We start from the raw sequence: 22,002 nt of genomic DNA on the forward strand, positions 1-22,002 counted from the left end.
TTTTCTTACACGAGCGACTCCATTGACTGGCCATTCTTTGCTATTTCTTGTCAAAAATCATCGGTCATTGTTCGCTCATTTTCTTTATACCTGAAGTTTGTGCAGCAAATAAACGATCAAAAAAAGCACACATCCGAAGGTGGATGCGTGCTTTCTCAACATTAAAATCGATTGAAGATTTTATACATTTATTTGAAAGAAGTTAGTTCGTCCAAGCAGCAACTTCTTCTGGGTGATTGGCTACCCAATCTTTGGCTGCATCTTCGGCTGACGTTCCGTCATTGATTGCTAACATGACTTCTTCCATGTCTTCTTGTGTCCAGTTGAAACGATCAAGTACTTCGTAGACTTCTGGCATGTCATCTGCTAATCCTTGGCGTACAACAGTGTTGATGCTTTCTGCTTCACCCATTGTTCCTTCTGGATCATCCAGATATTTCAGATCATATTTCGCAAACATCCAATGTGGAGACCAGCCAGTAATAACGATCTCATCTTGGTTCTTGATGGCTTGGCCTAATGCCACTGTCATCGCTCCTGAAGAAGAGGTAGCGACATTCCAATCGGAAAGGTTGTCATACGTTGCAACTGTATTTTCCGCTGCATTTACAACACCAGCGCCTGGTTCGATACCAGTGATGGTTTTTCCAGCTTCGTCAGAAAGGTCTGCGATGGAATCAACATCCATATAACTTGGTACAACGATCCCCAGTTTTGCCCCCTCTAAGTTAGGACCTAAGTTTTCAACTTGGTCTTGGTACTGTTCATACTGGGATTGATGCGTAGATGGCAGCCAAGCAGCGACCATCCCGTCAACTTCCCCTTTTGCCACCGATTCCCACATGATGGCATTATCCAAAGGCGTCGTATTGACTTCGTAGCCCATTTGCGACAAAACTTCTGCCACCACATGGGTAGATGCAACTTCCGTATCCCATTCGACATACGCCAAGTTCACCGTGCCTTTGCTGTCAGAAACATTTCCAAAGGCAAACGATGCGCCAATCAAAGCAACGACCGCCGCTGCAGCAATCCCGCCAAAAAGACGCTTTTGTTTGCGACTTGTCTTGCTGGCTGCTTTTTGATGTGCCGAACGATTCAAATTCTGGGTAAAGCGATCCATGATGATCGCCAAAATAACTAAGGATACCCCACTGACAAATCCGTTACCGACTTGTGCTCGTTGTAAGGCGGACAAGACGCCGCGCCCTAACCCAGGAGCACCGATCATTGACGCGATCACGACCATTGATAATGCCAGCATCGTGGTTTGGTTGACCCCAGCCAAAATAGTGCTTTTGGCTAGTGGCAATTCTAATTTGATCAGTTTTTGCCAGCCAGTCCCACCGAAGGAATCAGAGGCTTCCACCAATTCACGAGAAATTTGGCGAATCCCTAAGTTTGTCATCCGAACGGTTGGTGGTAGAGCAAAGATCACTGAGGCGAAGACCCCTGGAACCATCCCGATCCCAAAGAAAGCAACCGCAGGAATCAAATAAACGAAACCAGGCATCGTTTGCATAAAGTCTAAGATCGGCGTCACGATACTTTGCGCTTTTTCGCTTTTCGCCATTAAGATCCCTAGTGGAATCCCAATGATGATCGAAACCAAACTCGACAATAAGACCAACGTCACGGTGTTCATCAAGTCTGTCCATAACCCTTGGTTATAGATGAACAGCAACCCGACAAAAGTAAAGGCTGGCAAGCCGAATTTTTTGCGTGAAACGAAAAAGGCAGCAGCCGTCAATAAGACGATCATTAATAACGGTGGTACAAACAGTAATACATTTGTAATAGCGTCCATGATAAATTGTCCGAAAGACTGTAAGGCTGAAAACAATCCACTGAAAGTTCCTGTTAGCCAATCAGTAAAGTTTTCGACCCAATCAGCCACCGGAATCGTATGTTGTAAGAAATTATCCATTTGTCACTACCCCTTCCTCTGCTTGAGCGGCTGAATCAGTCTCAGCCAATGCTTCAATCACACTTCCGCGGATCACGACTCCGATCAAACGATCGTTTTCTACCACGGCTAAAGGTGTAGGCGAATCATAGATCAAATTGAAGATATCCGTTACCAGCATATCTTTATCGATCTTTTTAACATTTTTATCAATAACTTCCTTCAAGGTCAGATTGTTTTTCCGTGCCTCACGAGCAGACTCGGCTGTCAGGCTTCCTTTTAGGTGACGACGTTTGTCGACGGCTAACAGCATGCTGACTTCTTCTTTCCGCATCCGGTTCAATGCTACGCTTGGTCCATCGATCTCGATGTTCGTCGTCAATGCTGGGACCATGATATTTTGCGCAGTCAAGACTTTGGAACGATCGACATCTTCCACGAAATCACGCACGTATTGATTGGCAGGATTCGTCAAAATATCTTCTCCTGTACCGATCTGCATGATCTGACCATCTTTCATTAAAGCGATCCGGTCACCGATCCGCAAGGCCTCGTTCAAATCATGGGTGATAAAGATAATCGTTTTTTGAACATTGGCTTGCAATTCTAAAAGTTCATCTTGCATTTCACGGCGAATCAGCGGATCTAATGCTGAAAAGGCCTCATCCATCAAGAGGATCTCTGGATCATTGGCTAACGCACGGGCAAGTCCCACACGCTGTTGCATCCCTCCAGACAGCTGGTCAGGGTATTGGTCTTTAAAAGAAAGCAATCCTGAGTTTTCTAACGCTTTTTCCGCTTTCGCTGTTCGCTCTTCTTTCGAGACCCCACGGACTTCTAGTCCGTATTCTGTGTTCTCTAAAATTGTCCGATGAGGGAAAAGGCCAAAGCTTTGGAAAACCATGTTGATTTTGTGACGGCGAACTTCTCGTAGTTCCTCTTTACTCATTTTGGCAACATCCACGCCATCTATGTAAATATCTCCGCCAGACGGCTCGATCAATCGATTCAATAGTCGAATCAATGTTGACTTCCCGCTTCCAGAAAGGCCCATGATGACGAAAATCTCGCCTTCGTTGACTTCAAAGTTCACATCATAGACCCCAACGGTGGCACCCGTTTTTTCTAAAATCTCGTTTTTGCTGCGTTGTTCTTTGACCATGGCAAGAGCTTGCTGCTTTTTCTTACCGAAGATTTTGGTTAAGTGTTCCACTTTAACTTTACTCAAATGATTAATACTCCTTTTTCTGAAAAATTTCACGAAAGTGACCATACTATCTTAACAAGATGTGGTCACTTTGTCAAAAAAAATTTCCCAATGCTTTTTCTTTTGCAAAAAAAGCATGGGAATCAGGAAAAAGAATTACGCTGAATGGTCCGTTGGATAGAAGAAATTGGTCATGCGCTGCAACGCCAATTCATTCCCGACAAAATAAATCGTATTGCCTGCACTGAATTTCGCATAAGGGCCCGGTGACAACAACAATTCTTCGGTTGTTTGGATCGCTATGATCGTCGCCCCCGTGGCCTGCCAAACATTCAATTCGTTGATACTTTTTTCCAAATGCTGCGCCTGTTCCGTCAGCTGAAGCTCAAAGGGCACAAACGGACTCATGTGGTGTACCTTTTTGGTTTGCTGCACTAGCGTGTTCAACAAGTCAGAAAAATTATCCAGCTCTTGCTGCTGCCGCTCTACACTGTCTAAAATATCTTGTCTAATTTCTTGGATCGACTGCACATCTTGGTATTGTTCCACAAAGGCCTGTGCTTTTTCCTTTGAAGCAATATAGGCGCCGCTGCCATGACGGACGTCCATGATTTCTAAATCAACTAATACATTGATCGCTTTGCGGGCTGTTTCAGGAGAGACATTGAAATTGCTGGCTAACGTTGAGCGTGCATGGATCTTTTGCCCAACTTGGTAGCGATTTTCAACGATTCGTTCCGCGATCGCTACGGCAATCTGCTGATAACGAGGCAAAGCGACCTTCTTTTTATCTTGAAACTTATTCGTCATGATGAACTTCCTTTACTTTTTTTTCATCATAACAAGAAACATTGTTGGTGGCAACTATTCACTGGTTCGCGAATTTTTGATCAAGCGGGCACGAATGATCGCTGTTTCTTGCTGTATCTGCTGCTGTAGATCTTGCAGCAGTGTTTCATTTGTCTCATCAAGATCAATCAAAGTATAGGCAACTCCGGCTTTTCTCTCACTCGCCAAATTATCGATATCCACGCCTGCTTCAGAAATGATCCGCAATAATGGGGCAAAAGCACCAGGCTTGTCGTGATAAAACAGCGCTAAGCGATACGGTGCCAAAAAAGGCAACTCTGCATGGGGGAAATTGACCGATTCTTGAATCGTCCCAGCGAGTAAATAGGCATGCATGCGATCAAAAACTACGTGGTCCCCCTTTTCCAAGGCATTGGTAGTACTGCCGCCGATATGCAGATAACACAACACTTTCGGTTGTCCGATCAAGCCCGCACTAGGAAAATCAGTGATGTATTGTTTGAGCTGATTTTTGGCTAATGCTTCTAAGACGGCTGCTTCTTCCACGATTTCCCCGCGACCAAAATTCATCAACACTGCATTTTTTTTCATCTGCTGAATCGTTTCTCGATTCAGCATGCCTTTGGTCTCTTGACTTAAAGGGAGCAAGACCACCACAAAATCTGATTCGGTCAACAGCATTTGCAGGTCACTGACTTGCTCGTAATCGTGTGCTGCTTTCTTCGTTCGGGCATAGCCCAAAACCTCCATCCCTAGCTGATGACAGGCTTTTGCCACCCGTTCACCGATCTCTCCTAACCCTAAAATACCGATGGTTTTTCCAGCTAATTCTTCGCCAATCACTTCTTTTCGCCGTTCTTCAGCTACCTTCAACACCTCTTCTGCTTCAATTTGACCGGACGCTAGTTCTTCTTGTAAATCGGCTACCGTCTGGATCGCTTTGAATAAGGGGCGAACGCTGAGAAATAAATTGGATAGCACCAACTCTTTGACTGCATTGGCATTGACACCAGGACTATTGAAAACTACTGTGCCATTTTGAGTACACCGTGCCAAATCGATCGTATTGGTGCCTGTTCCTGAGCGAGCGATCACAGCTAATTCTGGAGTGATCAATTCGTTAGGAACCGTTGAACTGCGCACAAACAGCGCCTCTGGGGCCGCTTGATTTTTTAACGAGTATCCTTTTTTGATTGCTCGCTTAGCTATCGTTTCGGTCATCTTATCTAACTGATAAATCGTCTCCATAAAGCAGACCTCCTTTTGTCTTTAGTGCGTATTAGTCAAATAGTACAAAAAAGTGCGGTAAAATGATAGCAATACGCAAGAGAGGATGATTTCTATGCACCTATCGATCACAAATTTTCCAGATGAACAGCCGATCGTTGGCAAAGACTCGCAGCTTCAAGACACAACTTTAGGAGACTATGTCGAAATTGGCGAAGCCAATCACATTGATCATTCTTCCATCGGCAATTATACCTATACGGGGCAATATTGCTTTATTCAGAACAGCCAATTAGGACGTTTTATCAGTATCGCAGCGATGGTCCGCATCGGCCCTACCAATCATCCCTATGGACGCCCTAGTCAGCATCTTTTTGCCTATAATGGCGAAGGCTATGGATTTGCGCCAAAGGACGAGTCCTTCTTAGAAAAACGCAAAGCAAAAACGACCGTCATTGGCAATGATGTCTGGATCGGCCACGGTGCCGTGATCCAATCTGGTTTGACCGTCGGTGATGGTGCCGTGATCGCCTCAAACGCAGTCGTAACCAAAGATGTGCCGCCTTATGCGATCGTCGGCGGGGTTCCAGCAAAAGCGATCAAATACCGCTTTGATCCAGAAACGATCACTGCTTTGCAAGAAATCGCTTGGTGGAATTGGAATCGTGCAGAATTAAAAGCACGCTATTTAGACTTTCGCCTCCCAATCGAAGATTTTGTAGCAAAATACACCCGTTGATTATGCACTTTTTCCGCTTAGTACGAGGAATGAATGATAACACATCACAGTCATTCATTCTTCGAAAGTCTTTGCCCGGATGATTTTTTAGAAATAAATAAAAAACACAAAATATCTATTGTATCGAGGAATTCCTGTGCTAAAATGGAGAAATCAAATGAAGTTTTTCACGAACTTTTAAAGGAGTGTTCTATTTGTCCATTTTAGACTATCGTCCATTGAATCTATACACCAATTATCGCGAAGCTGCTGAGACGTTTCCTGACACCCCCATCATCCATGATGAAGTGTTGCCAGCATTTCCTGAGCTTGGCTATCGTAGTACCTACCGTTCGAGCCATGAAATGATTTTAAAGCGTGCTTATCAACTTGCCTCACTTGGCGTGCAAGCAGGAGATAAAATCATTCTGTATAAATCTTCAAAATTCGATACGTATTTGTTAGCAACGGCTGCTTCTTACCTTGGTGCCGTTCCTGCTATGATCTCCTATCATTTTCCTGCTGAAACCATCGAAGTGTTTGTGGATCGCTTAGAAGATCCTTACATCTTATTTGATGAAGAAACCGAAGGCCGCGTCGCACAAGTGAAAAATAGCAGTACTGACAAACAGATCGCTGTTCGCCATTTGCTACAACAACCAGCGGAACCAGTGGAACAAACTGAATTACCGGTGGATCAAATTTCCTATATGACCCATACTTCTGGAACGACGGGTATTCCAAAATTGATTTGTCATTCAGCAAACTCCATGGGCTGGCGGACAAAATGGCAAAAAACGATCTTCACCAAGATCGATCGCACCAAAGCTGACTCTGATTTAATTGCGTTCCATATTTCACCGGTGCACTCCCGCTTCAATATCGGTATCTCCTCCTTGATGGCGATGGGCTTTCCGATGATGCCATTAGCCAATGCCAACGGTGCTCATGTCGTAGGCATGTTAAAAGAATACCCGCCGATCGCTTTGGAAACTCATCCAAACAATTTTGTCCAATGGAGCTTTGTGGCAAAAGAACAACCAGATGCTTTTGCTAATATTCGTTACTATCACTCAACCTTTGATGCTATCAACAATCAAACAATGGCGACTTTTTTAAATACTTCAGCAACAAAAGAAGCACTCTTTTTACAAGTCTATGGCCAAAGTGAATGCGGGCCAATGATCCTAAAAGCACATACCTTAGAAAGCATCGCTACCAACGATGCCCGTGATATGGGTGTCGGTCTGGAGGACTTAACGAGAGCACGGATCGCCGATGCCGAGGGCAACGAGCTGCCAGCCAATACCGATGGGCACATCCATTTCCTTTCAAAAGGACGCGCGTTGACCTATTATAAAGAAGATCAGCGTTTTGCTGACAATGTCTATGGCGCTTGGTGGGACAGTGGTGATTACGGCATGATGGATGATCAGGGACATCTTTACTTAAAAGACCGTCAAGTGGACTTGATCAAAAATATTGAAAGCAATCTTGCCTTGGAAGACCTTTTGCTGGATCATTTAGACTTCCTTGCCGAAGTCGTGATCGTTCGCGACAAAGAAAACTCACCGCAACCAATCATTGCTTTAGCACCAAATCGTCAAATGGATTGGGATGCTTGGTGGAAAATGGTGGAAGATCTCCCTCACCTCAATCAGCCAATTTTACGCCACTACGAAGATATCCCACGAACAGCAACCATGAAAGTCCAACGACTACAAATTGAAAAAGAATTCAAAAATGTAGAATAACGCAAAAGAAACGGCCAGCAGATTTCCCTGCTGGCCATTTCTTTTATTTTTACTGTTTTTTCTTTGCTGATGTTATTCTTTCGCTGATCGTTTTCTTGAGTAGATACATTCTTTAGGTTGCCCATATTGACTTAGCTTTGTTTCTGCTAGCGTGATGCCAAAGCCCTTTCCATCAGGTACCAGCAGCTTGCCTTCATGCAAAGTTGCAGGCTGTGTAATGACATCATCATAAAAGTAACGATCAGAAGCGGAAAGATCCCCAGGAAAATGGAAAATATCTTGACTCGCAAATTGCAAATTCATGGCTCGTCCCACACCAGACTCAAACATGCCGCCTAACCAAACGAGTAGTCCATGGGTTTGACATCGATCAAGGATTCGCAAGGCTTCGGTGATCCCACCGACACGGGGGATTTTCAGGTTGATCGCACGGCAGCTGTCCAGGGCTGCGACGGTATCGACGTCTTCTGCCGTTCGAATATCTTCATCCAAACATAGAGGCGTCTTCATCTGCCGCTGTAGCTGACTGTGCCCCACCAGATCTCGTACCTTAAGTGGTTGCTCGATCATCACCAAGCCTAAGTCATCAAGTGCCAAAATGCGTTCTGGCTCACTCTGATAGGCTCCGTTTGCATCTGCCATCAAAAGCAATTCTGGAAAGGCTTGTCGAATCGCTCGCAAGGGTACCAGATCTTGCCCAGGCTTGATTTTTAATTTGATTCGTTGATACCCTTGGGCGACATAATCGGCAACAAGAGCCACTAGTTTTTCGACAGAGTCTTGTATGCCAAGACTAACGCCAACAGCGACACTCGGTCGGGTTGCGGTATAAAGCTCTTTCACACTTTGATGCGTTTGCTTGCCATATAGATCCCAAATCGCTGTTTCCAAAGCCGATTTTGCCATGTAGTTTCCTTGGACCGTTCGAAACAGTTGACAAACTTCTTGCGGATGCTCGATCTCTTGGTCAATCAATAATGGGATCAGTGCTGTTTCAATCACTTGTCGAGCAGAAAAGAGGGTTTCTTCAATGTAATCTGGCTGCTCAAAAGCGACCAATTCACCGATGCCCATCGTTTTATCCTCTGTCGTCACCAAATAAAGATCAAAAGCTTTTTCTGTTAATTGTCCATAGCTTGTCACAAAGGGTTGTTTGAGGGGCAAGCGACAGGCGATGCGTTCAATTTTTTCAATCTTCATTGCGTTCTCTCCTTGTCAATCAGCTGACTGTGGCCCCGATCCTTTTACAAACCATTGATCGATTTCATGACGAACCTGTGTCGGCTGTTCTAAATGGATACAATGTCCAGCATTAGCAACGACTTTGATGGTCATCTCTGGTTGCAGCTGCTTCATTTGGTGGGCGATTTTACGAAACTTTACATCTTTTTCCCCCGCTAAATAAAGAATTTCACAAGCTAGCTGCGGAAGTGCCGACCAACAGCTTGGCTGTTTGCCGGTACCACCGTAAACCAAGCTTACTGCCAAGCCAAATTTGTTTTGCTGCAAGCGTCCTTGCCGTACAGCAGCCTGCTGCGCTAAAGGTAGCTCCTTTTGACTAGCAAACAACGACAGTTCTTGCCAGTAATCGACAAAATCGACCAAAGGCTCCCTTAGTAAGCGCAACGCTAAGCGACGATCGTGCCGCTGACGAGCGAGTCGTTCCGCTGGATCAGCTAACCCGGGTGAACCACTCTCAAGCAAAAGATGGGTCACTGCCGTTGGTTCCATGACCGCCCAGACAAGTGCGATTCGCGCCCCCATCGAGTAGCCATACAGGCCATAACGTTCAATCCCTAACTTCGCTAAAAGGTGTGCGAGATCCTCCACCAGTAAAGGAAGTTCATAACGCATGGGATGGACATAAATCGATGAGCGTCCATGTCCAATCAAATCGATTGCCAATACATTGTAAGAACCTTCCTCTGCAAAAACCGGTCGAAAGCTTTCCGAAGAACCCGTGAAGCCATGCAATGCCACAAGGGTTGGTAAGGATGGTCGATACGGCTGCAGCCACTGATAAAAATAACTGACGCCATTTATCGTGTCCTTCATTGCTGCGCTCCCGCCTCGCTAAACTGCTGTTGGAGTGCTTGCCAAGTATTGACCGGATCTTTTTGCTCACCCTTCACTTCGATTATTTGAAAGCGCGGCTGTTGACTTGTTTCCGCTAAAATCGTTTGAAACTCTAGCAAAGAGGTCGGTGTGTGCCAATCTGCCTCATATAAGGCCGCCACTTTTTGAAACTCAAGATCTAACGGAGTACCAAAGAGCGGGACAAAGTCGTTTGGTTCTAAGGTATTTTGTGACAGAAAGGAAAAGATCCCACCACCGTTATTATTCAGTAAAATGATCGTTACTGGCAATTGATACTGGCGCAGTAGTTGTAGGCCGTTCATATCATGGTACAACGCTAAATCACCAATCAACAAGTAGGTAGGCTTTTGACTGGCGGAAGCAATCCCAGCCACGGTCGAGACAAGGCCGTCGATCCCATTGACGCCCCGGTTTCCATACACGCGATAATTGGAGGTAGTTTTGCTGCCGTAGCGATCAAAAAAACGGATCGCATTGCTGTTTGCCAAAAGAATTTGCGCTTCTTCAGGCAAACATTGTTGGAGCATGCGCACAGCGCTGCTCTCATCCCATTGTTGCAACTGGGGACTTGCAGCAATCACCTGATCTGCCCGCGCTTGAAGTGCTTGCCATTGTTGTTGCCACGCCGTATGTTTGACGATCGGCAACTGGGTGATGGCCGCCACGAAGGCGCTGATTGCTGCATCGATCAAATAGTTTGCCCGATGCAGCTGATCTTGCCACTGCCCTGATGGATCAACAAAGAGCCACGTCGTCGTATCGGCTGCTTTGTTCAACCATAATAGGACATTTTTGGTGACTGGTAAGCGACCAAAACGCACGACCACTTCTGGTTGGAAGGCAGAAGTCAATTGCGGGAAAACAAGATCGGCTTGACTGATAAATGTTCCTACTTTGGTACCGGCTGTCGCCAGATTGGTCAATGGATCGCCGACGATCGGCCAGCCTAATTTCTCCGAAAAAGCCAGCAACTGCTGCGCTTCTTCGATCGTAAGGCTTTCTCCAGCAATCAGAATACCTTTTTTATCAAAGTATGGGGCTAGCTGGGTGATCATCTCTGCTGACAGCTCTTGTTGTGGTGCCAGATAGCTCACGTCTTGCTGCATACTGCATTGGCGACTAAAGTCAGGCAACAGCGGCTCCCGTAATGGAAAGTTGATTTGGACAGGGCCTTTCGGCTGTTTTTGCGCTTCGATCGTGCAAGTTGCAGCTTGCCAAAAACTATAACGCAACAAAGCAGGATCGTTTTCTGGCACCGTCATCTCTACCATCTTTTTGACATGAGAGGCATACAAATTCTGTTGATCCATTGCCTGTGGCGCCCCAACGCCCCGCAGTTCTGGTGGGCGATCAGCCGTTAAGACGATCAGTGGCAAGTTGGTAGCTTCTGCTTCACAAACAGCTGGATAATAATTGGCTGCTGCAGTTCCAGAAGTACACAGTAAGATCGTCGGCTGGAGATCAACTTTGGACATCCCTAAAGCAAAAAAAGCAGCCGAACGTTCATCGACAGCCACCGTACAGGTGATCTCAGGATCACGATGCAATAGTAGCGCCAATGGCGTGGAGCGTGAACCAGGACTAATGACTGCTCGCTTCGCCCCCGCTGCTTTTAGTCCTTGGATCGCCGCTAGTAAATAGTCTGTCATGACTGTCTGATTATTCATCTCCTAAGATCCCTCTCCTCATCGGTTGAAATTTTAACCGTGTTTCTTGACGTTCGGATTCCGCATCTGAATCGGCAACGATCCCACAGCCCGCATACAGCGTTGCTTGATTGCCGCTAAAGAATCCTGAGCGGATCGCCACAGCAAACTCGCCAATATCTTCTTGAATACCCAACCAACCGATCGGTCCACCGTACATCCCTCTGCTGGCTGGTTCATGGGTACGAATCCATGAGACGGCTGCTTCTTTCGGTTCTCCCCCCAATGCTGGGGTCGGGTGTAGTTTTTGTACGGCGGTCAGAAAGTTGACTCCTGCCTTTCTTTGCCCTGCTAAAGGAACAAACAAATGCTGAATGTCACGATTTTTAATCACGGAACGGGCTTCTGATTGAAAGCCGTCAGCTAACAAAGTGGCCAATGCCGTTTCTAAGCGATCGACAACTACTTGATGTTCATGGGTATTTTTTGCGTCCGCTAAGAGGGCTTGTGCCAGTGCCTCATCTTCTTCTTTGGTTTTGCCTCTTGGTGCGGAACCTGCGATACTTACCGTTTCAAACTGATCGACAGTCGCTTTTAGCAAGCGTTCTGGCGTCGCACCAGCAAAAACATGGCCCCCATGTTCGATGGCAAAAAGATAGGTATTCGGCTGCTGTTGCGCCAACCGTTGCAACACCGCAGCACTAATGATCGACTGCTTCGTTTCTACCTCCATTCGTCTTGCCAGAACCACTTTTTTCAACGGTGTTTCAGTTGAGCGAATGGCTGCCACTGTCTCTTCGACCGCTTGCAGCCATTGGGGCACATCTAGTTCCTCTTGTGCCTGAAAAGCAGGCGTTTCTGCTACAAGACTCTTGTCCGAATTGGCCTGCAACCAGCTTGCGACTTTTTCCTGTAAGGCAGCGACTTTTTGTTGTCGTTGTTCCTCGGAAGAAGCGGCTACTGTATAAACGACGCCACACTGATCGCCAGTTTTGCTGACCAGTATTTCTGGCAACGCAAAGAGACCAGCACCTAGCTCAGCCCAATCCTGACTGACTTCTGCCTGTTCATCAAAAGCAAAGCCGCCAACTAACTGCGCCTGAAAAGGTGCCTCTGGTTGATAGTGGGCTTGCTTTAAGAGAGAGCGGACTTCTGAAAAGTCTGCAAGTTTGGGTTGCGAAAAAGTGGCTAACCAACCCAACCCTACTATACTGGTCGTTTCATCAGGGGTACGCCAGAAATAGCGTTCCCCTCGATATTCTTGTGCCGCTGCATAAAGAGCCAGTAAGACACACCTTTCTATAGGTTGATACTCACTCAAATAGGTTTTCCCGGCAGCGATCGCTGCCTCATAATTACTTGTTGATTTGCTGTTCAATGTAGTTCACTCTTTCTTCACTCAGCAATAGCCTTTTTAAAACTTTACCGCTTGCTGTGCGCGGCATTTCTCGCACGTGATAAAAGCGGCGCGGAAATTTATAATGGGCGATCTGCCCTTCTAACGTATCCAATAAAGCTTGGAAGTGGATCGGTTGATTTAACGTTAAATAAGCCGCGACAGATTGTCCCCACTCCTCGTCTGGTTCCCCCACCACAGCTGCCTCTTTGACCGCTGGATGCTGCAACAAGGCTTGCTCCACTTCTGCGGGATAGATATTTTCTCCACCAGATATGATCAGTTCGCTTGCACGACTGACTACATACAAAAAGCCCTCTTGATCAAGATAACCTAGATCTCCTGTGGCAAACCAGCCCTCTTGGTCCCACTGCTGTGGACTGCGATCGTTCAAGTAACGAGTCGTGATCGCAGGTCCTTGCAGTTGGATCTCTCCGATCGGCTGGGTATTTTCAGCAGTCTGGTGGTCTGCCATTTTCCCATCAGTCGCAATTCGTAAATGAACACCTTGCAGGGGAACCCCAGAGGCGCCGATTTTTTCAGAAGCTTTTTCTGGCGGCAATGCCACCACTTGTGAACAGGTTTCTGTCATCCCATAGGATTGAATCACAGAAAGCTGTTTTTGCTGGCATTTTTCCAATACACTTTTGGCAATCGGACCGCCGCCTAGCAGGATATAACGCAACGAATCAAAGCCTTGTTGGGGCACCAAGGGCAGCAAATCTGTCAACATTTTTGCCACCAAAGAAACGATCGTCCCTTTCCCTGCTTCAAGGTCTTTTGCCATTTCTCCAACATCAAAGCGCTCATACAAACGAACACTCATCCCAAGTCGCAAGGACCGTAAGAGAATTGATAACCCACTGATATGATACAGCGGAACTGCACAAAGCCAACAATCCTCGCTAGTGATGGCTAAGTTTTTTTGAGTCGCTTCGGCACTTGCTAGATGATTCCCAAAGGTTTGAGGCACACCCTTGGGATTGCCAGTCGTACCAGAGGTATACATAATTGAAGCCACTTGCTCTGCTTGATAGATTGCTTCATTAGGAACAAACGAAGGAACAACAGAACCGATAAAAGCCTCCGCCTGTTTGATCGCTTGTCCAAAGGTCAAGCTGCGAACATCCGAAACCGCAGCCTGATCCGCCGTGATCACCCAGTCGTAGTGGGCATCTTGCAATTGGAAGGAGATTTCAGCAGCTGTCAATCGCGTATTCAGCAGCTGGACTTCGATCCCCAACTCCCATAACGCAAGGATCGTAAAGACCATTTCAGGGGAGTTATTGCTAAAAAGAGCTACCCGGTTTGGCTGATCAACGAATTGGGCTTGATAATAAGCAGCGTAAGCATAAACCTCTTTTTGCAAGGCAGCAAACGACCAGCTTTTTTCATGCCAATAAAAAGCTGGTCGTTCTGGATGAAGTTGTGCTTGCCTTTGCAGCCAACTCCCAGTCATTATGGGAATTTAGGGAATTGGTCGAAGTCTGGTTGACGTTTTTCTTTAAACGCGTCACGACCTTCTTTGGCTTCATCCATCGTGTAATACAATAAGGTCGCATCGCCAGCTAATTGCTGAATGCCAGCTAATCCGTCCGTATCGGCGTTCATTGATGCTTTGATCATGCGTAACGCCAACGGGCTCTTTTGCAGCATCGTTTCTGCCCATTCCATCGTTTCATCTTCTACTCGATCAAGAGGAACGACTGTATTGATCCAGTTCATCGCCAATGCTTCTTCGGCGGTATATTGTTTTGTCATGAACCAAACTTCCTTGGCTTTTTTATGACCGATCGTTCGTGCAAGATAGCCCGAACCATAGCCACCATCAAAACTACCGACATTTGGTCCTGTTTGACCAAATTTAGCGTTATCAGCGGCGATCGTTAAATCACAAACCAATTGTAAAACATTTCCGCCACCGATCGACCAGCCTTTGACCATGGCGATCACCGGTTTTGGTAACGTGCGAATCAAGCGTTGCAGATCCAATACATTTAAGCGAGGAACCTGATCTTCCCCAACATAGCCACCGTGACCACGGACTTTTTGGTCTCCGCCTGAACAAAAGGCTTTATCGCCGGCGCCTGTCAAAATAATCACACCGATGCCTGGTTCATCGCGACTGATCGAAAATGCATCAATCATTTCAAACACCGTTTTTGGTGTAAACGCATTGTGGACTTCTGGGCGGTTAATCGTGATTTTCGCCACTTTTCCATGTTGTTCAAACAAAATTTCATCGTACTCTTTTAAGGTTTTCCATTCTCTCATTACTTGTTCCTCCTCAATTCACATAGCTCTATTATACACATATCTAGTCGCTTTTCGTTAGAAATTGCTTTGGTTAAGGGAATTTCTTAAGACTTCTCCCCCTGTTGCCGACTTTCTGAGATCTTCGGCTATTTCTACCAAAACTCGTGCTACAATCATGGTAACTTTCTTAGAAAAAGGAGCAAAAAATGAATTTACTGGAAGCCTTAGAAATCGAAGTAGAAGCAGCAACAGCCGATTTTGTTCGTTTACGGATGCCGATCAAAGCGCAGCACAAACAGCCTTTTGGTCTCGTTCACGGTGGCATTAACGGTGTTTTGATCGAGACTGCCTGCAGCATCGGTGCCAATCAAGCTTTGGCTCAAGAAGAGGCCTTTGCCGCCGGCGTTGACCTGCAAGTCAACCATCTAGCCGCCGCCCAAGAAGGAACCCTGATTGTAGAAGCTAGTCCTGATCGCATCGGCGCTCGTATCCAAACTTGGCAAGCCACTATTTGGTTAGCTAGCGGGTTAAAAACTGCCGTTGGGCGCTGCACTTTAACGACTGTGCGCAAATAATCCTTTACGCTCCTGCATTGTGCTCACGGGAGCGTTTTTTGGTCTGTTTTGAAGAAAGAGGTCACCAGTCAACGCCTTATTAAAGATATTCTTTCATTATAAAGATATTGAGAATGTGAGCGTGGTTTTTTCGAAAGGTACGTTGTTTTTTTACAGAACAGGGGTCTTTCGTTATAATGTAGCTAAGAAAGCGAGGCTTATTATGAAAAATAACCGATTGATCCACTTTTTAGGCGGCAAAACAAGCTATTATGTCTTAGGACTGATTATCTTGTCGGCAGTTGCTGTCTTTTTGCTAAATCAGATTTCTTTTTTATTTACACCCTTTTCAGCCATTCTTACAGCTATTATCCCACCCTTTTTATTTGGGCTGATCCTTTACTATCTGTTTAATCCGGTGGTCGATAAATTGGAAACGAAAAAAATTCCCCGCAGTGCTTCGATTGCTGGGATCTATCTGTTGATTCTTTTGTTGATCGTCTTTGCTGGTTTCCAGCTTTATCCGATTTTGGAGCAGCAAACCACCGATCTGATCAATAGCTTACCAAGTTTGGTCAGTGACTTTGAGAAAAACGCGACCGCCTTTTTAGAAAATACCCCATTTCAAGATGAGATGGCACAAATTACAGACACACTACAAAATATCACCAGTAATATGATGAGTTTTATTGGTGACTATTGGCAAACTGGTGCCGCTGGGCTCAGCAGTTTGTTTTCAACCATTTCGACCTTGTTCATTGCTTTGTTTACTGGACCGATCATTGCCTTTTTCTTATTGCGTAACCCAAACAAGTTTTATTTTTCGGTCCTCTCATTAGTGCCACCACGTTTTCGCAAAGACTTTAATGAAATCGTCAAGATCTCTGACTTACAAGTCGGTGCCTTTTTGAAAGGACAAATCATTTCATCCTTGATTTTAGGGGCGATCTATTGGGTCGTTTTTCTCTTGATCGGCCTAGAGTATGCCAGTATTCTGGCGATCGCTGCTGGTCTGCTTTGCATCATCCCCTATATCGGACCTTTTATCGTCTTTTTCCCGGGGCTTTTCATTGCCGCACAAGACTCCACCGGGATGTTGGTTAAGTTTTTGATTGCTTGGTTTGCTGTACAGCTACTTCATGGCGATTTAGTCGTGCCCCGTGTGATGGGTGACCGTTTGAAAATCCATCCTATTACGATTCTGGTTGTTTTATTGGTGATGGGTGATTTGATGGGAATCGTTGGGGTGATTTTCGGAATCCCGATTTATTGTCTGCTAAAAGTTCTTGTCGTTTACGTGTTCCGCAAATTCAAGCAGCGCTACAACCGCTATTACGGTCAAGACGGCAAATACTTCCACAGTGCCTTCACTAGCAAAGATTACCTAGGTGACGAAGACAAAGACACCAAGAAAAAAGCCTAAAAAAACTGCCGCGAATCGTTGGTTCGCGGCAGTTTTTTTCTATTTTATTTCATCTCATGTTCCAAAAAGAAATGATAGAGCGCCCCTAATAAATTGGCGTCATTTTGAAATTTGCAGGCTTGGATTTCCGGCTTCGTCAAGGTCTGCTGCAAAATCGGTAAACTAGCCAGCAGTTGCTGATACTGACGGTCGATTTCTTCCACCACGATCGCTTGGGCACTGATGCCACCACCAATCACGAAGCGCTCTAAGTCGATCACGGCTTGAACATTGAGTATGACACACGCAATTTCTCGGCAATACGCTGTAAACAGTGCCCAGACCCGTGGCTCTTTTTGATTGATAGCGTCAAAAACTGCTTCACCATCCGCAAGATCAGCTAAGCCTAGCAGTTGGGCGCTGCGACGGATCATGGCGAACGCTGAACCGCTAAAACCTGCCAATTGCTGCAGGGTCAATCCCTGATTATTTGGTTGCTCAGCGTTTTCTGGAGCATCGCTTCTCTTAGTGGCATTTAGTAGAAAACTTAATTCCCCTGCTTGAAAATGTGCACCTTGGATCAGTTTTCCTTCAACGATTACACCACCACCCAAACCAGTACCTAAGGTTATGGCAGCCCCATTTTGAATCCCTTTAAGGTTTCCTAGCCACCATTCAGCTAATGCGGCTGCCTTGCCATCGTTGGTCACAGCCAGCGGCACTTGGTACTTTGCCAGCAGCTGTTTTAAGGAGACTCCATCTAAAAAAGGCAATGCCCCGCCAAACGAGATCGTCCCTGTCTCTGGGTTGACTTTTCCTGGAGTACTAACAGCAATGCCCCGAATGCTCCCATGAACGTCTTCAACGATCGTTTCAATCCCTGTCAGAAATTCCGTAAGATTTTTCGGCGTATCCATCCGTCCTCGTGTCAGAATATTCCCCGAGCGATCAACGACAGCCGATTTGATTTTCGTGCCGCCGATGTCGATGCTTAAATAGTTTTTATTCACTGAATCCCACCCTCTGCTTCTACTGCCCATCGCAGGACGGTTTTGGCTTTATCTGGTGAAACTTTTCGCGGATCAGACAAATAGATTTCTCGATGCTGGAACGTGTCCATCGTTGGACGGATCACTAACTGTTCTTGTTTTAACAGCTCCTTCATTTTCATAAATGTTTCCGCTTCAGTGTCAAAAGAACCTGTATGCATCGCTTGCAGACACAATCCTTCTTCATAGCGCTCAAAGATGAGCTTTTCTAGATTTGGATTGTCTTTCTTCTCTTTGACGGCCAAGAGCTGTTCTTGAAACAGTGTTTCCGTGACTGGTTCTGGTTGGCGAATCATGATTTTGTAGATCAATTCTTCTTTGTTGACGGCACCGTCTGGCTTTGTCAGAGAGGTCCACACACCTTCTAAAGGAAAGACCGTGTATTCAAAGGGTTCATTGCCAAAAGCCCCTTTTTTTAATCCCATCCTGAGTGAATAAGAAATCGTATATAAAGCGGAGATCTCTTCGCTGAATTCAGGTCGATTCGGATTGCCACTGCCGCTTAAACTGATAAATTGATACGTTGGCACCTCGATCACTGTTGGTTTTTTGGGAAGATAGAGCTCTTTTTCTAGTTTGCGCCATTCATACTTCATAAGGACCCTCCTCGATTTGCTTTTCTTTATTTTACCATGAATCACTTGAGCCGATCGAATGAAATATAGGCTGTTTAAGTGAAGGAAAATAACTTGGTCAGCACCATTTTCATACTGAAACTAGTTTGACATTACAGAAATTTCTCTATCTTCCTTGCCTTCGCTCATTGTTTTACTATGGCAATCTCCTTTCTTCTATCTTTTCAAATACAAAAACTGCAGAAATCAATTCAAGAAGAGAGTGATTTCTGCAGTGATCGAGCCTCGGCTCTTTTTTTATTGTCTTACAGCCTCATTAGCGGCAAAGCGTTTTGAAAAATGTTGTTCTAATCGCTTTTGCCCGGCTTCAATCAAAATGCACAACAGCCAATAGATGATGGCAACTAGCACATACATGGACATGTAATCAAAGGTTCGTCCGCCAACGATCTTAGCTTTTTGAAAAATATCAGGAATCGTGATCATTGCTGCCAAGGAGGTTCCTTTCAACAAATCCATTGCCACATTACTCAATGCCGGTACAGAAATACGAAAGGCTTGCGGCAAAATAATCAGACGCATCGTTTTCGTAAAGGATAACCCTAACGCATAGGCAGCATCAAATTGCCCACGATCCACACCCGCAATTGATCCTCGGTAGATTTCTCCGATAAATGCGCTGCTAGTCAATGTAAAACAGATGATCGCAGCAGTAAGCGCCGACAATTGATAAGGCAAGCCAAAATACAGTAGGAACAACAAGACCAACGCTGGGACGCCTCTTAGAAACGAGAGGTAGCCCCGCACGAACCCTCTAATGATGGGGTTTTCCAGCATCCCTAAGAAGGTGAGCATGATCCCTAATACGTTGCCCCCTAGAAACGAAACGACAGCAATGCCGACCGTGTAGGACAAGCCCGACAGCAAATAGGGCAATGACTCCCACATCAACGGCAAATCAAGGGTTGGAATATACATTAGTCTGTTTCAACCGTTTGGATCGCTTGATCAGATTTTACTGAAATATCGGTTTGAAAATACGTTTCCGCAAGTTCTTTTAAACGGCCGTCTTCTTTCATTTCTGCTAAAACAGCATCCACTTTTTCCTGTAATGCTTGATGATCTTTCACGAATAAGAAGCCCGTTTCATTCGGATTAAAGTAGACATCTTCCAAAATTTTTACAGGGATATCTGGCAAAGCAGCGACTGCCATTTTTTGCAAATAGTAATCATTCAAGATCACATCCGTTCGACCATTCGCAACATCTGTCAAATACTGATCATTCGTTGCGTTGTCGTAAGTCACTAATTCTGCCCCATAGGATTCCGCTAAGCGCATGTAGCTGGTATTCGGTTCACCAGCAGCTTTTTTGCCATCCAAATCTTCTAAAGAAGCAATCCCAGAGTCATCACTTTTTCGCACGATCATACTATCGAACGAGTATTTGATAGGCGTTGAGAGACTGAATTTTTCCGCCCGTTCATCCGTCAAACCAAAATCGTTGGCAGCAAAATCAGCTTCTCCACGTGTTAAAGAAGAAACTTGTCCATCGACATTGTACTCTTTAAATGTGATCTCTACGCCTAATCGCTTGGCGACTTCTTTTGCCACATCGACATCATAGCCCACTAATTCATTTTCATCGTTATAGTAAGACGATGGATACAAGGTTCCCGAAGTAGCAACAACCAATGTTTTGGCTTCTTCCACCTTGCTTAGACTGGTGTCTTCTTCCGTTGGTTTGCTGCAGGCACTTAACAAGACTCCCGCAAATAAACCTAAAAAGCCAACCATTGCAACGATTTTCCCTTTTCTAACTTGTTTCATAATATCCTCCTCTTAGTCTCCTTGTTTTGGCAACAGAAATCGTTGCTGTGTTTCAAATAAATAGCCGACTTGGAAAAGTAGATCTTCTCTGCCTTTAGACGCCATAAATTGGATCCCTAGCGGCAACCCTTCCTCGCTAAGAGCAGTTGGCAAGCTGATGGCTGGCTGCCCCGTTAAATTGGCTAATTGAGTGTAAGGTGTCAGAGCATAGCTCTTGGCAAACATTTCTTCGATCAACTCACCCGCAGCACTTTTTCCAAGCGATTCGATCTCATGCAGTCTTTGGCGAATGCTATCGCTTTGTAAGTCTTCCTCAATCGAAGGGGCTGGATAAGCCGTCGTCGGGGTCAAAAAAAGATCATAGGTTGAAAAGACTTCTTCCATTTTTTCTGCCAATTGATCCCACCACTGCAGGGCAAGAACGTAATCGGCGGCAGGCAGTTTTTTGCCATATTGGTAAAGTGCCCAGGTCATCAATTCCATCTCTTCCCGTCTGACCGGTACTTGACGAGCAGCATTGATCTCAGCAAACATCGCGGCTGTTTCGCCGCCATTCATGGCGTAATAGGTGGTCATCATTTGCTGACCATCCACTGGATAGCCTACTTCAACGACTTCATGCCCCTGCTTTTCTAAAAATGCGGCTGCACTTCGGACTGCTTGGATGGCAGTTTCAGACACTTGGCCACCGGTCGGCGATGCGGTAGTAAAAGCAACCTTCAACCGCGGTTTTTGACTCGCTTGCCGATGATGCCATTCTACTTGCGGTGCCTGATAAGGGGCAGTCGGCTGTGACGTCCGCAACGCATAAAACAACTGTTCCGTATCACGCATGGAAAGCGTCAACGCAAAGTTGATGGAAGCGCCTTGCCAGCTGCGCCATTCACTAGGACCCACTGGCATCGTACCACGGGTTGGCTTCAAACCAATCAATCCGCTAAAGGATGCTGGAATGCGGATCGATCCGCCGCCATCACTGGCACCCGCAATCGGAAACATCCCCGAAGCCACTGCCGCTGCCGCACCACCACTGGAACCACCAGCTGAATAGGCAGGATTCCACGGATTACGTGTAGGCCCATATAATGTTGGATCAGTAATATTTTTGAATCCAAATTCTGGTGCATTGGTTTGCCCTAACGGCACAAAGCCTGCCTCTTCTAAACGAGAGACAAAATGAGCCGTGCGGCTGGCTCGTGCATTTGCAAACAGTTTGGCTCCTGACGTTGCTGGCCACCCTGCTTTGGTTTGGCCGAGTATTTTTAACGGCATGGGTTGTCCCCCAAAAACCGTTTTTTGAAGATGCTGCTCGTAATGCTGGATCGCTGCTTGCGGATCAAATGTTACAAGCGCATTCAAAAGCGGATTTTGTTGATTGACTTTTTCTTCGATCATCGCCACCCGCTCTGCAAAACTGATTTGTCCTTGCCGTAATTGTTCCGCCCAATAGGTCGCATCTTGCATGCTTACCCCTCCTTTTTCTCAAAACCCCAAACAATTATCTAAACTGTAACACATGGGAAATTCTTCTTTATATAGACTACAATATACCAAACACTAAGAGATCTTTCAACAA

At 45.7% G+C, this 22,002-nt stretch carries 19 protein-coding genes; 4 read left to right on the forward strand and 15 right to left on the reverse strand.

Annotated elements, in window-relative coordinates; translation table 11 throughout:
• Window positions 1-202: 202 nt before the first annotated feature.
• The 4 genes from QN079_RS12870 to QN079_RS12885 all read right to left on the reverse strand — a co-directional run bounded on the left by QN079_RS12870 (window position 203) and on the right by QN079_RS12885 (window position 5,171).
• A complete protein-coding gene (locus QN079_RS12870) occupies window positions 203-1,927 on the reverse strand; it encodes an ABC transporter permease/substrate binding protein (protein ID WP_005228611.1) in 1,725 nt (574 codons plus the stop codon).
• Window positions 1,920-3,134, reverse strand: coding sequence for a quaternary amine ABC transporter ATP-binding protein (locus QN079_RS12875; RefSeq protein WP_005228609.1), 1,215 nt, complete (start codon window positions 3,132-3,134; stop codon window positions 1,920-1,922). The genes QN079_RS12870 and QN079_RS12875 overlap by 8 nt, the downstream gene beginning before the upstream one ends.
• Window positions 3,135-3,269: 135 nt before the next feature.
• Window positions 3,270-3,923, reverse strand: a complete 654-nt coding sequence (locus tag QN079_RS12880) for a GntR family transcriptional regulator (protein ID WP_005228608.1) — start codon at window positions 3,921-3,923, stop codon at window positions 3,270-3,272.
• A 54-nt stretch (window positions 3,924-3,977) separates the two neighbouring features.
• The gene (locus QN079_RS12885) at window positions 3,978-5,171 is read right to left on the reverse strand and encodes an NAD(P)-dependent oxidoreductase (RefSeq protein ID WP_289229885.1); all 1,194 of its coding nucleotides are present in this window, start codon (window positions 5,169-5,171) and stop codon (window positions 3,978-3,980) included.
• A gap of 94 nt (window positions 5,172-5,265) precedes the next feature.
• Here QN079_RS12885 and QN079_RS12890 point away from each other — a divergent pair, with 94 nt between their 5' ends.
• Both QN079_RS12890 and QN079_RS12895 read left to right on the forward strand, forming a co-directional pair.
• Complete coding sequence (locus tag QN079_RS12890) at window positions 5,266-5,889, forward strand: DapH/DapD/GlmU-related protein (protein ID WP_289229886.1); 624 nt, start codon at window positions 5,266-5,268, stop codon at window positions 5,887-5,889.
• Between the two features lie 194 nt (window positions 5,890-6,083).
• Complete coding sequence (locus QN079_RS12895) at window positions 6,084-7,622, forward strand: AMP-binding protein (protein WP_289229887.1); 1,539 nt, start codon at window positions 6,084-6,086, stop codon at window positions 7,620-7,622.
• Window positions 7,623-7,694: 72 nt separating this feature from the next.
• On the opposite strand, the gene menC is transcribed toward QN079_RS12895, so the two are convergent.
• From menC to menB, 6 genes are read right to left on the reverse strand one after another with little or no spacing between them, the layout of a single operon-like run.
• The gene (gene menC, locus QN079_RS12900; protein WP_289229888.1) at window positions 7,695-8,822 is read right to left on the reverse strand and encodes an o-succinylbenzoate synthase; all 1,128 of its coding nucleotides are present in this window, start codon (window positions 8,820-8,822) and stop codon (window positions 7,695-7,697) included.
• A gap of 15 nt (window positions 8,823-8,837) precedes the next feature.
• On the reverse strand, window positions 8,838-9,677 hold the full coding sequence (gene menH / locus QN079_RS12905) for a 2-succinyl-6-hydroxy-2,4-cyclohexadiene-1-carboxylate synthase (RefSeq protein WP_289229889.1): 840 nt from the start codon (window positions 9,675-9,677) through the stop codon (window positions 8,838-8,840).
• The gene (menD, locus tag QN079_RS12910) at window positions 9,674-11,386 is read right to left on the reverse strand and encodes a 2-succinyl-5-enolpyruvyl-6-hydroxy-3-cyclohexene-1-carboxylic-acid synthase (RefSeq protein ID WP_289229890.1); all 1,713 of its coding nucleotides are present in this window, start codon (window positions 11,384-11,386) and stop codon (window positions 9,674-9,676) included. The genes menH and menD overlap by 4 nt, the downstream gene beginning before the upstream one ends.
• Window positions 11,379-12,743 carry an isochorismate synthase gene (locus tag QN079_RS12915; protein ID WP_289229891.1) on the reverse strand — a complete coding sequence of 455 codons (1,365 nt, stop codon included), beginning with the start codon at window positions 12,741-12,743 and terminating at the stop codon, window positions 11,379-11,381. Before QN079_RS12915 ends, menD begins: the two co-directional genes overlap by 8 nt.
• Window positions 12,721-14,220 (reverse strand): o-succinylbenzoate--CoA ligase, encoded by a 1,500-nt coding sequence (gene menE / locus QN079_RS12920; RefSeq protein ID WP_289229892.1) that lies wholly within the window; start codon window positions 14,218-14,220, stop codon window positions 12,721-12,723. Before menE ends, QN079_RS12915 begins: the two co-directional genes overlap by 23 nt.
• Window positions 14,220-15,035 carry a 1,4-dihydroxy-2-naphthoyl-CoA synthase gene (gene menB, locus QN079_RS12925; protein ID WP_005228595.1) on the reverse strand — a complete coding sequence of 272 codons (816 nt, stop codon included), beginning with the start codon at window positions 15,033-15,035 and terminating at the stop codon, window positions 14,220-14,222. The genes menE and menB overlap by 1 nt, the downstream gene beginning before the upstream one ends.
• A 188-nt stretch (window positions 15,036-15,223) precedes the next feature.
• Here menB and QN079_RS12930 point away from each other — a divergent pair, with 188 nt between their 5' ends.
• Window positions 15,224-15,592 (forward strand): PaaI family thioesterase, encoded by a 369-nt coding sequence (locus QN079_RS12930; RefSeq protein WP_005228593.1) that lies wholly within the window; start codon window positions 15,224-15,226, stop codon window positions 15,590-15,592.
• A gap of 202 nt (window positions 15,593-15,794) precedes the next feature.
• Complete coding sequence (locus tag QN079_RS12935) at window positions 15,795-16,994, forward strand: AI-2E family transporter (RefSeq protein ID WP_289229893.1); 1,200 nt, start codon at window positions 15,795-15,797, stop codon at window positions 16,992-16,994.
• A gap of 44 nt (window positions 16,995-17,038) precedes the next feature.
• Here QN079_RS12935 and QN079_RS12940 read toward each other — a convergent pair whose 3' ends face one another.
• From QN079_RS12940 to QN079_RS12960, 5 genes are all read right to left on the reverse strand, one after another.
• Window positions 17,039-17,983 (reverse strand): ROK family protein, encoded by a 945-nt coding sequence (locus QN079_RS12940; RefSeq protein ID WP_289229894.1) that lies wholly within the window; start codon window positions 17,981-17,983, stop codon window positions 17,039-17,041.
• A complete protein-coding gene (locus tag QN079_RS12945; RefSeq protein ID WP_289229895.1) occupies window positions 17,980-18,618 on the reverse strand; it encodes a GyrI-like domain-containing protein in 639 nt (212 codons plus the stop codon). The genes QN079_RS12940 and QN079_RS12945 overlap by 4 nt, the downstream gene beginning before the upstream one ends.
• Window positions 18,619-18,894: 276 nt before the next feature.
• Window positions 18,895-19,575: an amino acid ABC transporter permease gene (locus tag QN079_RS12950; protein WP_289229896.1), complete on the reverse strand. Its 681-nt coding sequence runs from the start codon at window positions 19,573-19,575 to the stop codon at window positions 18,895-18,897.
• Window positions 19,575-20,426 (reverse strand): transporter substrate-binding domain-containing protein, encoded by an 852-nt coding sequence (locus QN079_RS12955; RefSeq protein WP_015510211.1) that lies wholly within the window; start codon window positions 20,424-20,426, stop codon window positions 19,575-19,577. The genes QN079_RS12950 and QN079_RS12955 overlap by 1 nt, the downstream gene beginning before the upstream one ends.
• A gap of 12 nt (window positions 20,427-20,438) precedes the next feature.
• Window positions 20,439-21,890, reverse strand: coding sequence for an amidase (locus tag QN079_RS12960; RefSeq protein WP_289229897.1), 1,452 nt, complete (start codon window positions 21,888-21,890; stop codon window positions 20,439-20,441).
• Window positions 21,891-22,002: the final 112 nt, after the last annotated feature.

The sequence above is a fragment of the Enterococcus sp. FZMF genome (assembly GCF_030263915.1).
Taxonomy (GTDB): domain Bacteria; phylum Bacillota; class Bacilli; order Lactobacillales; family Enterococcaceae; genus Enterococcus_D; species Enterococcus_D casseliflavus.

Excerpts from the sequence above, each read along its gene's own strand:
- QN079_RS12870 (WP_005228611.1), bottom strand. The coding sequence starts at position 1,927 with ATGGATAATTTCTTACAACATACGATTCCGGTGGCTGATTGGGTCGAA.
- QN079_RS12880 (WP_005228608.1), bottom strand. The coding sequence starts at position 3,923 with ATGACGAATAAGTTTCAAGATAAAAAGAAGGTCGCTTTGCCTCGTTAT.
- QN079_RS12885 (WP_289229885.1), bottom strand. The coding sequence starts at position 5,171 with ATGGAGACGATTTATCAGTTAGATAAGATGACCGAAACGATAGCTAAG.
- QN079_RS12890 (WP_289229886.1), top strand. The coding sequence starts at position 5,266 with ATGCACCTATCGATCACAAATTTTCCAGATGAACAGCCGATCGTTGGC.
- menC (WP_289229888.1), bottom strand. The coding sequence starts at position 8,822 with ATGAAGATTGAAAAAATTGAACGCATCGCCTGTCGCTTGCCCCTCAAA.
- menH (WP_289229889.1), bottom strand. The coding sequence starts at position 9,677 with ATGAAGGACACGATAAATGGCGTCAGTTATTTTTATCAGTGGCTGCAG.
- menD (WP_289229890.1), bottom strand. The coding sequence starts at position 11,386 with ATGAATAATCAGACAGTCATGACAGACTATTTACTAGCGGCGATCCAA.
- menE (WP_289229892.1), bottom strand. The coding sequence starts at position 14,220 with ATGACTGGGAGTTGGCTGCAAAGGCAAGCACAACTTCATCCAGAACGA.
- menB (WP_005228595.1), bottom strand. The coding sequence starts at position 15,035 with ATGAGAGAATGGAAAACCTTAAAAGAGTACGATGAAATTTTGTTTGAA.
- QN079_RS12930 (WP_005228593.1), top strand. The coding sequence starts at position 15,224 with ATGAATTTACTGGAAGCCTTAGAAATCGAAGTAGAAGCAGCAACAGCC.
- QN079_RS12935 (WP_289229893.1), top strand. The coding sequence starts at position 15,795 with ATGAAAAATAACCGATTGATCCACTTTTTAGGCGGCAAAACAAGCTAT.
- QN079_RS12945 (WP_289229895.1), bottom strand. The coding sequence starts at position 18,618 with ATGAAGTATGAATGGCGCAAACTAGAAAAAGAGCTCTATCTTCCCAAA.
- QN079_RS12950 (WP_289229896.1), bottom strand. The coding sequence starts at position 19,575 with ATGTATATTCCAACCCTTGATTTGCCGTTGATGTGGGAGTCATTGCCC.
- QN079_RS12955 (WP_015510211.1), bottom strand. The coding sequence starts at position 20,426 with ATGAAACAAGTTAGAAAAGGGAAAATCGTTGCAATGGTTGGCTTTTTA.
- QN079_RS12960 (WP_289229897.1), bottom strand. The coding sequence starts at position 21,890 with ATGCAAGATGCGACCTATTGGGCGGAACAATTACGGCAAGGACAAATC.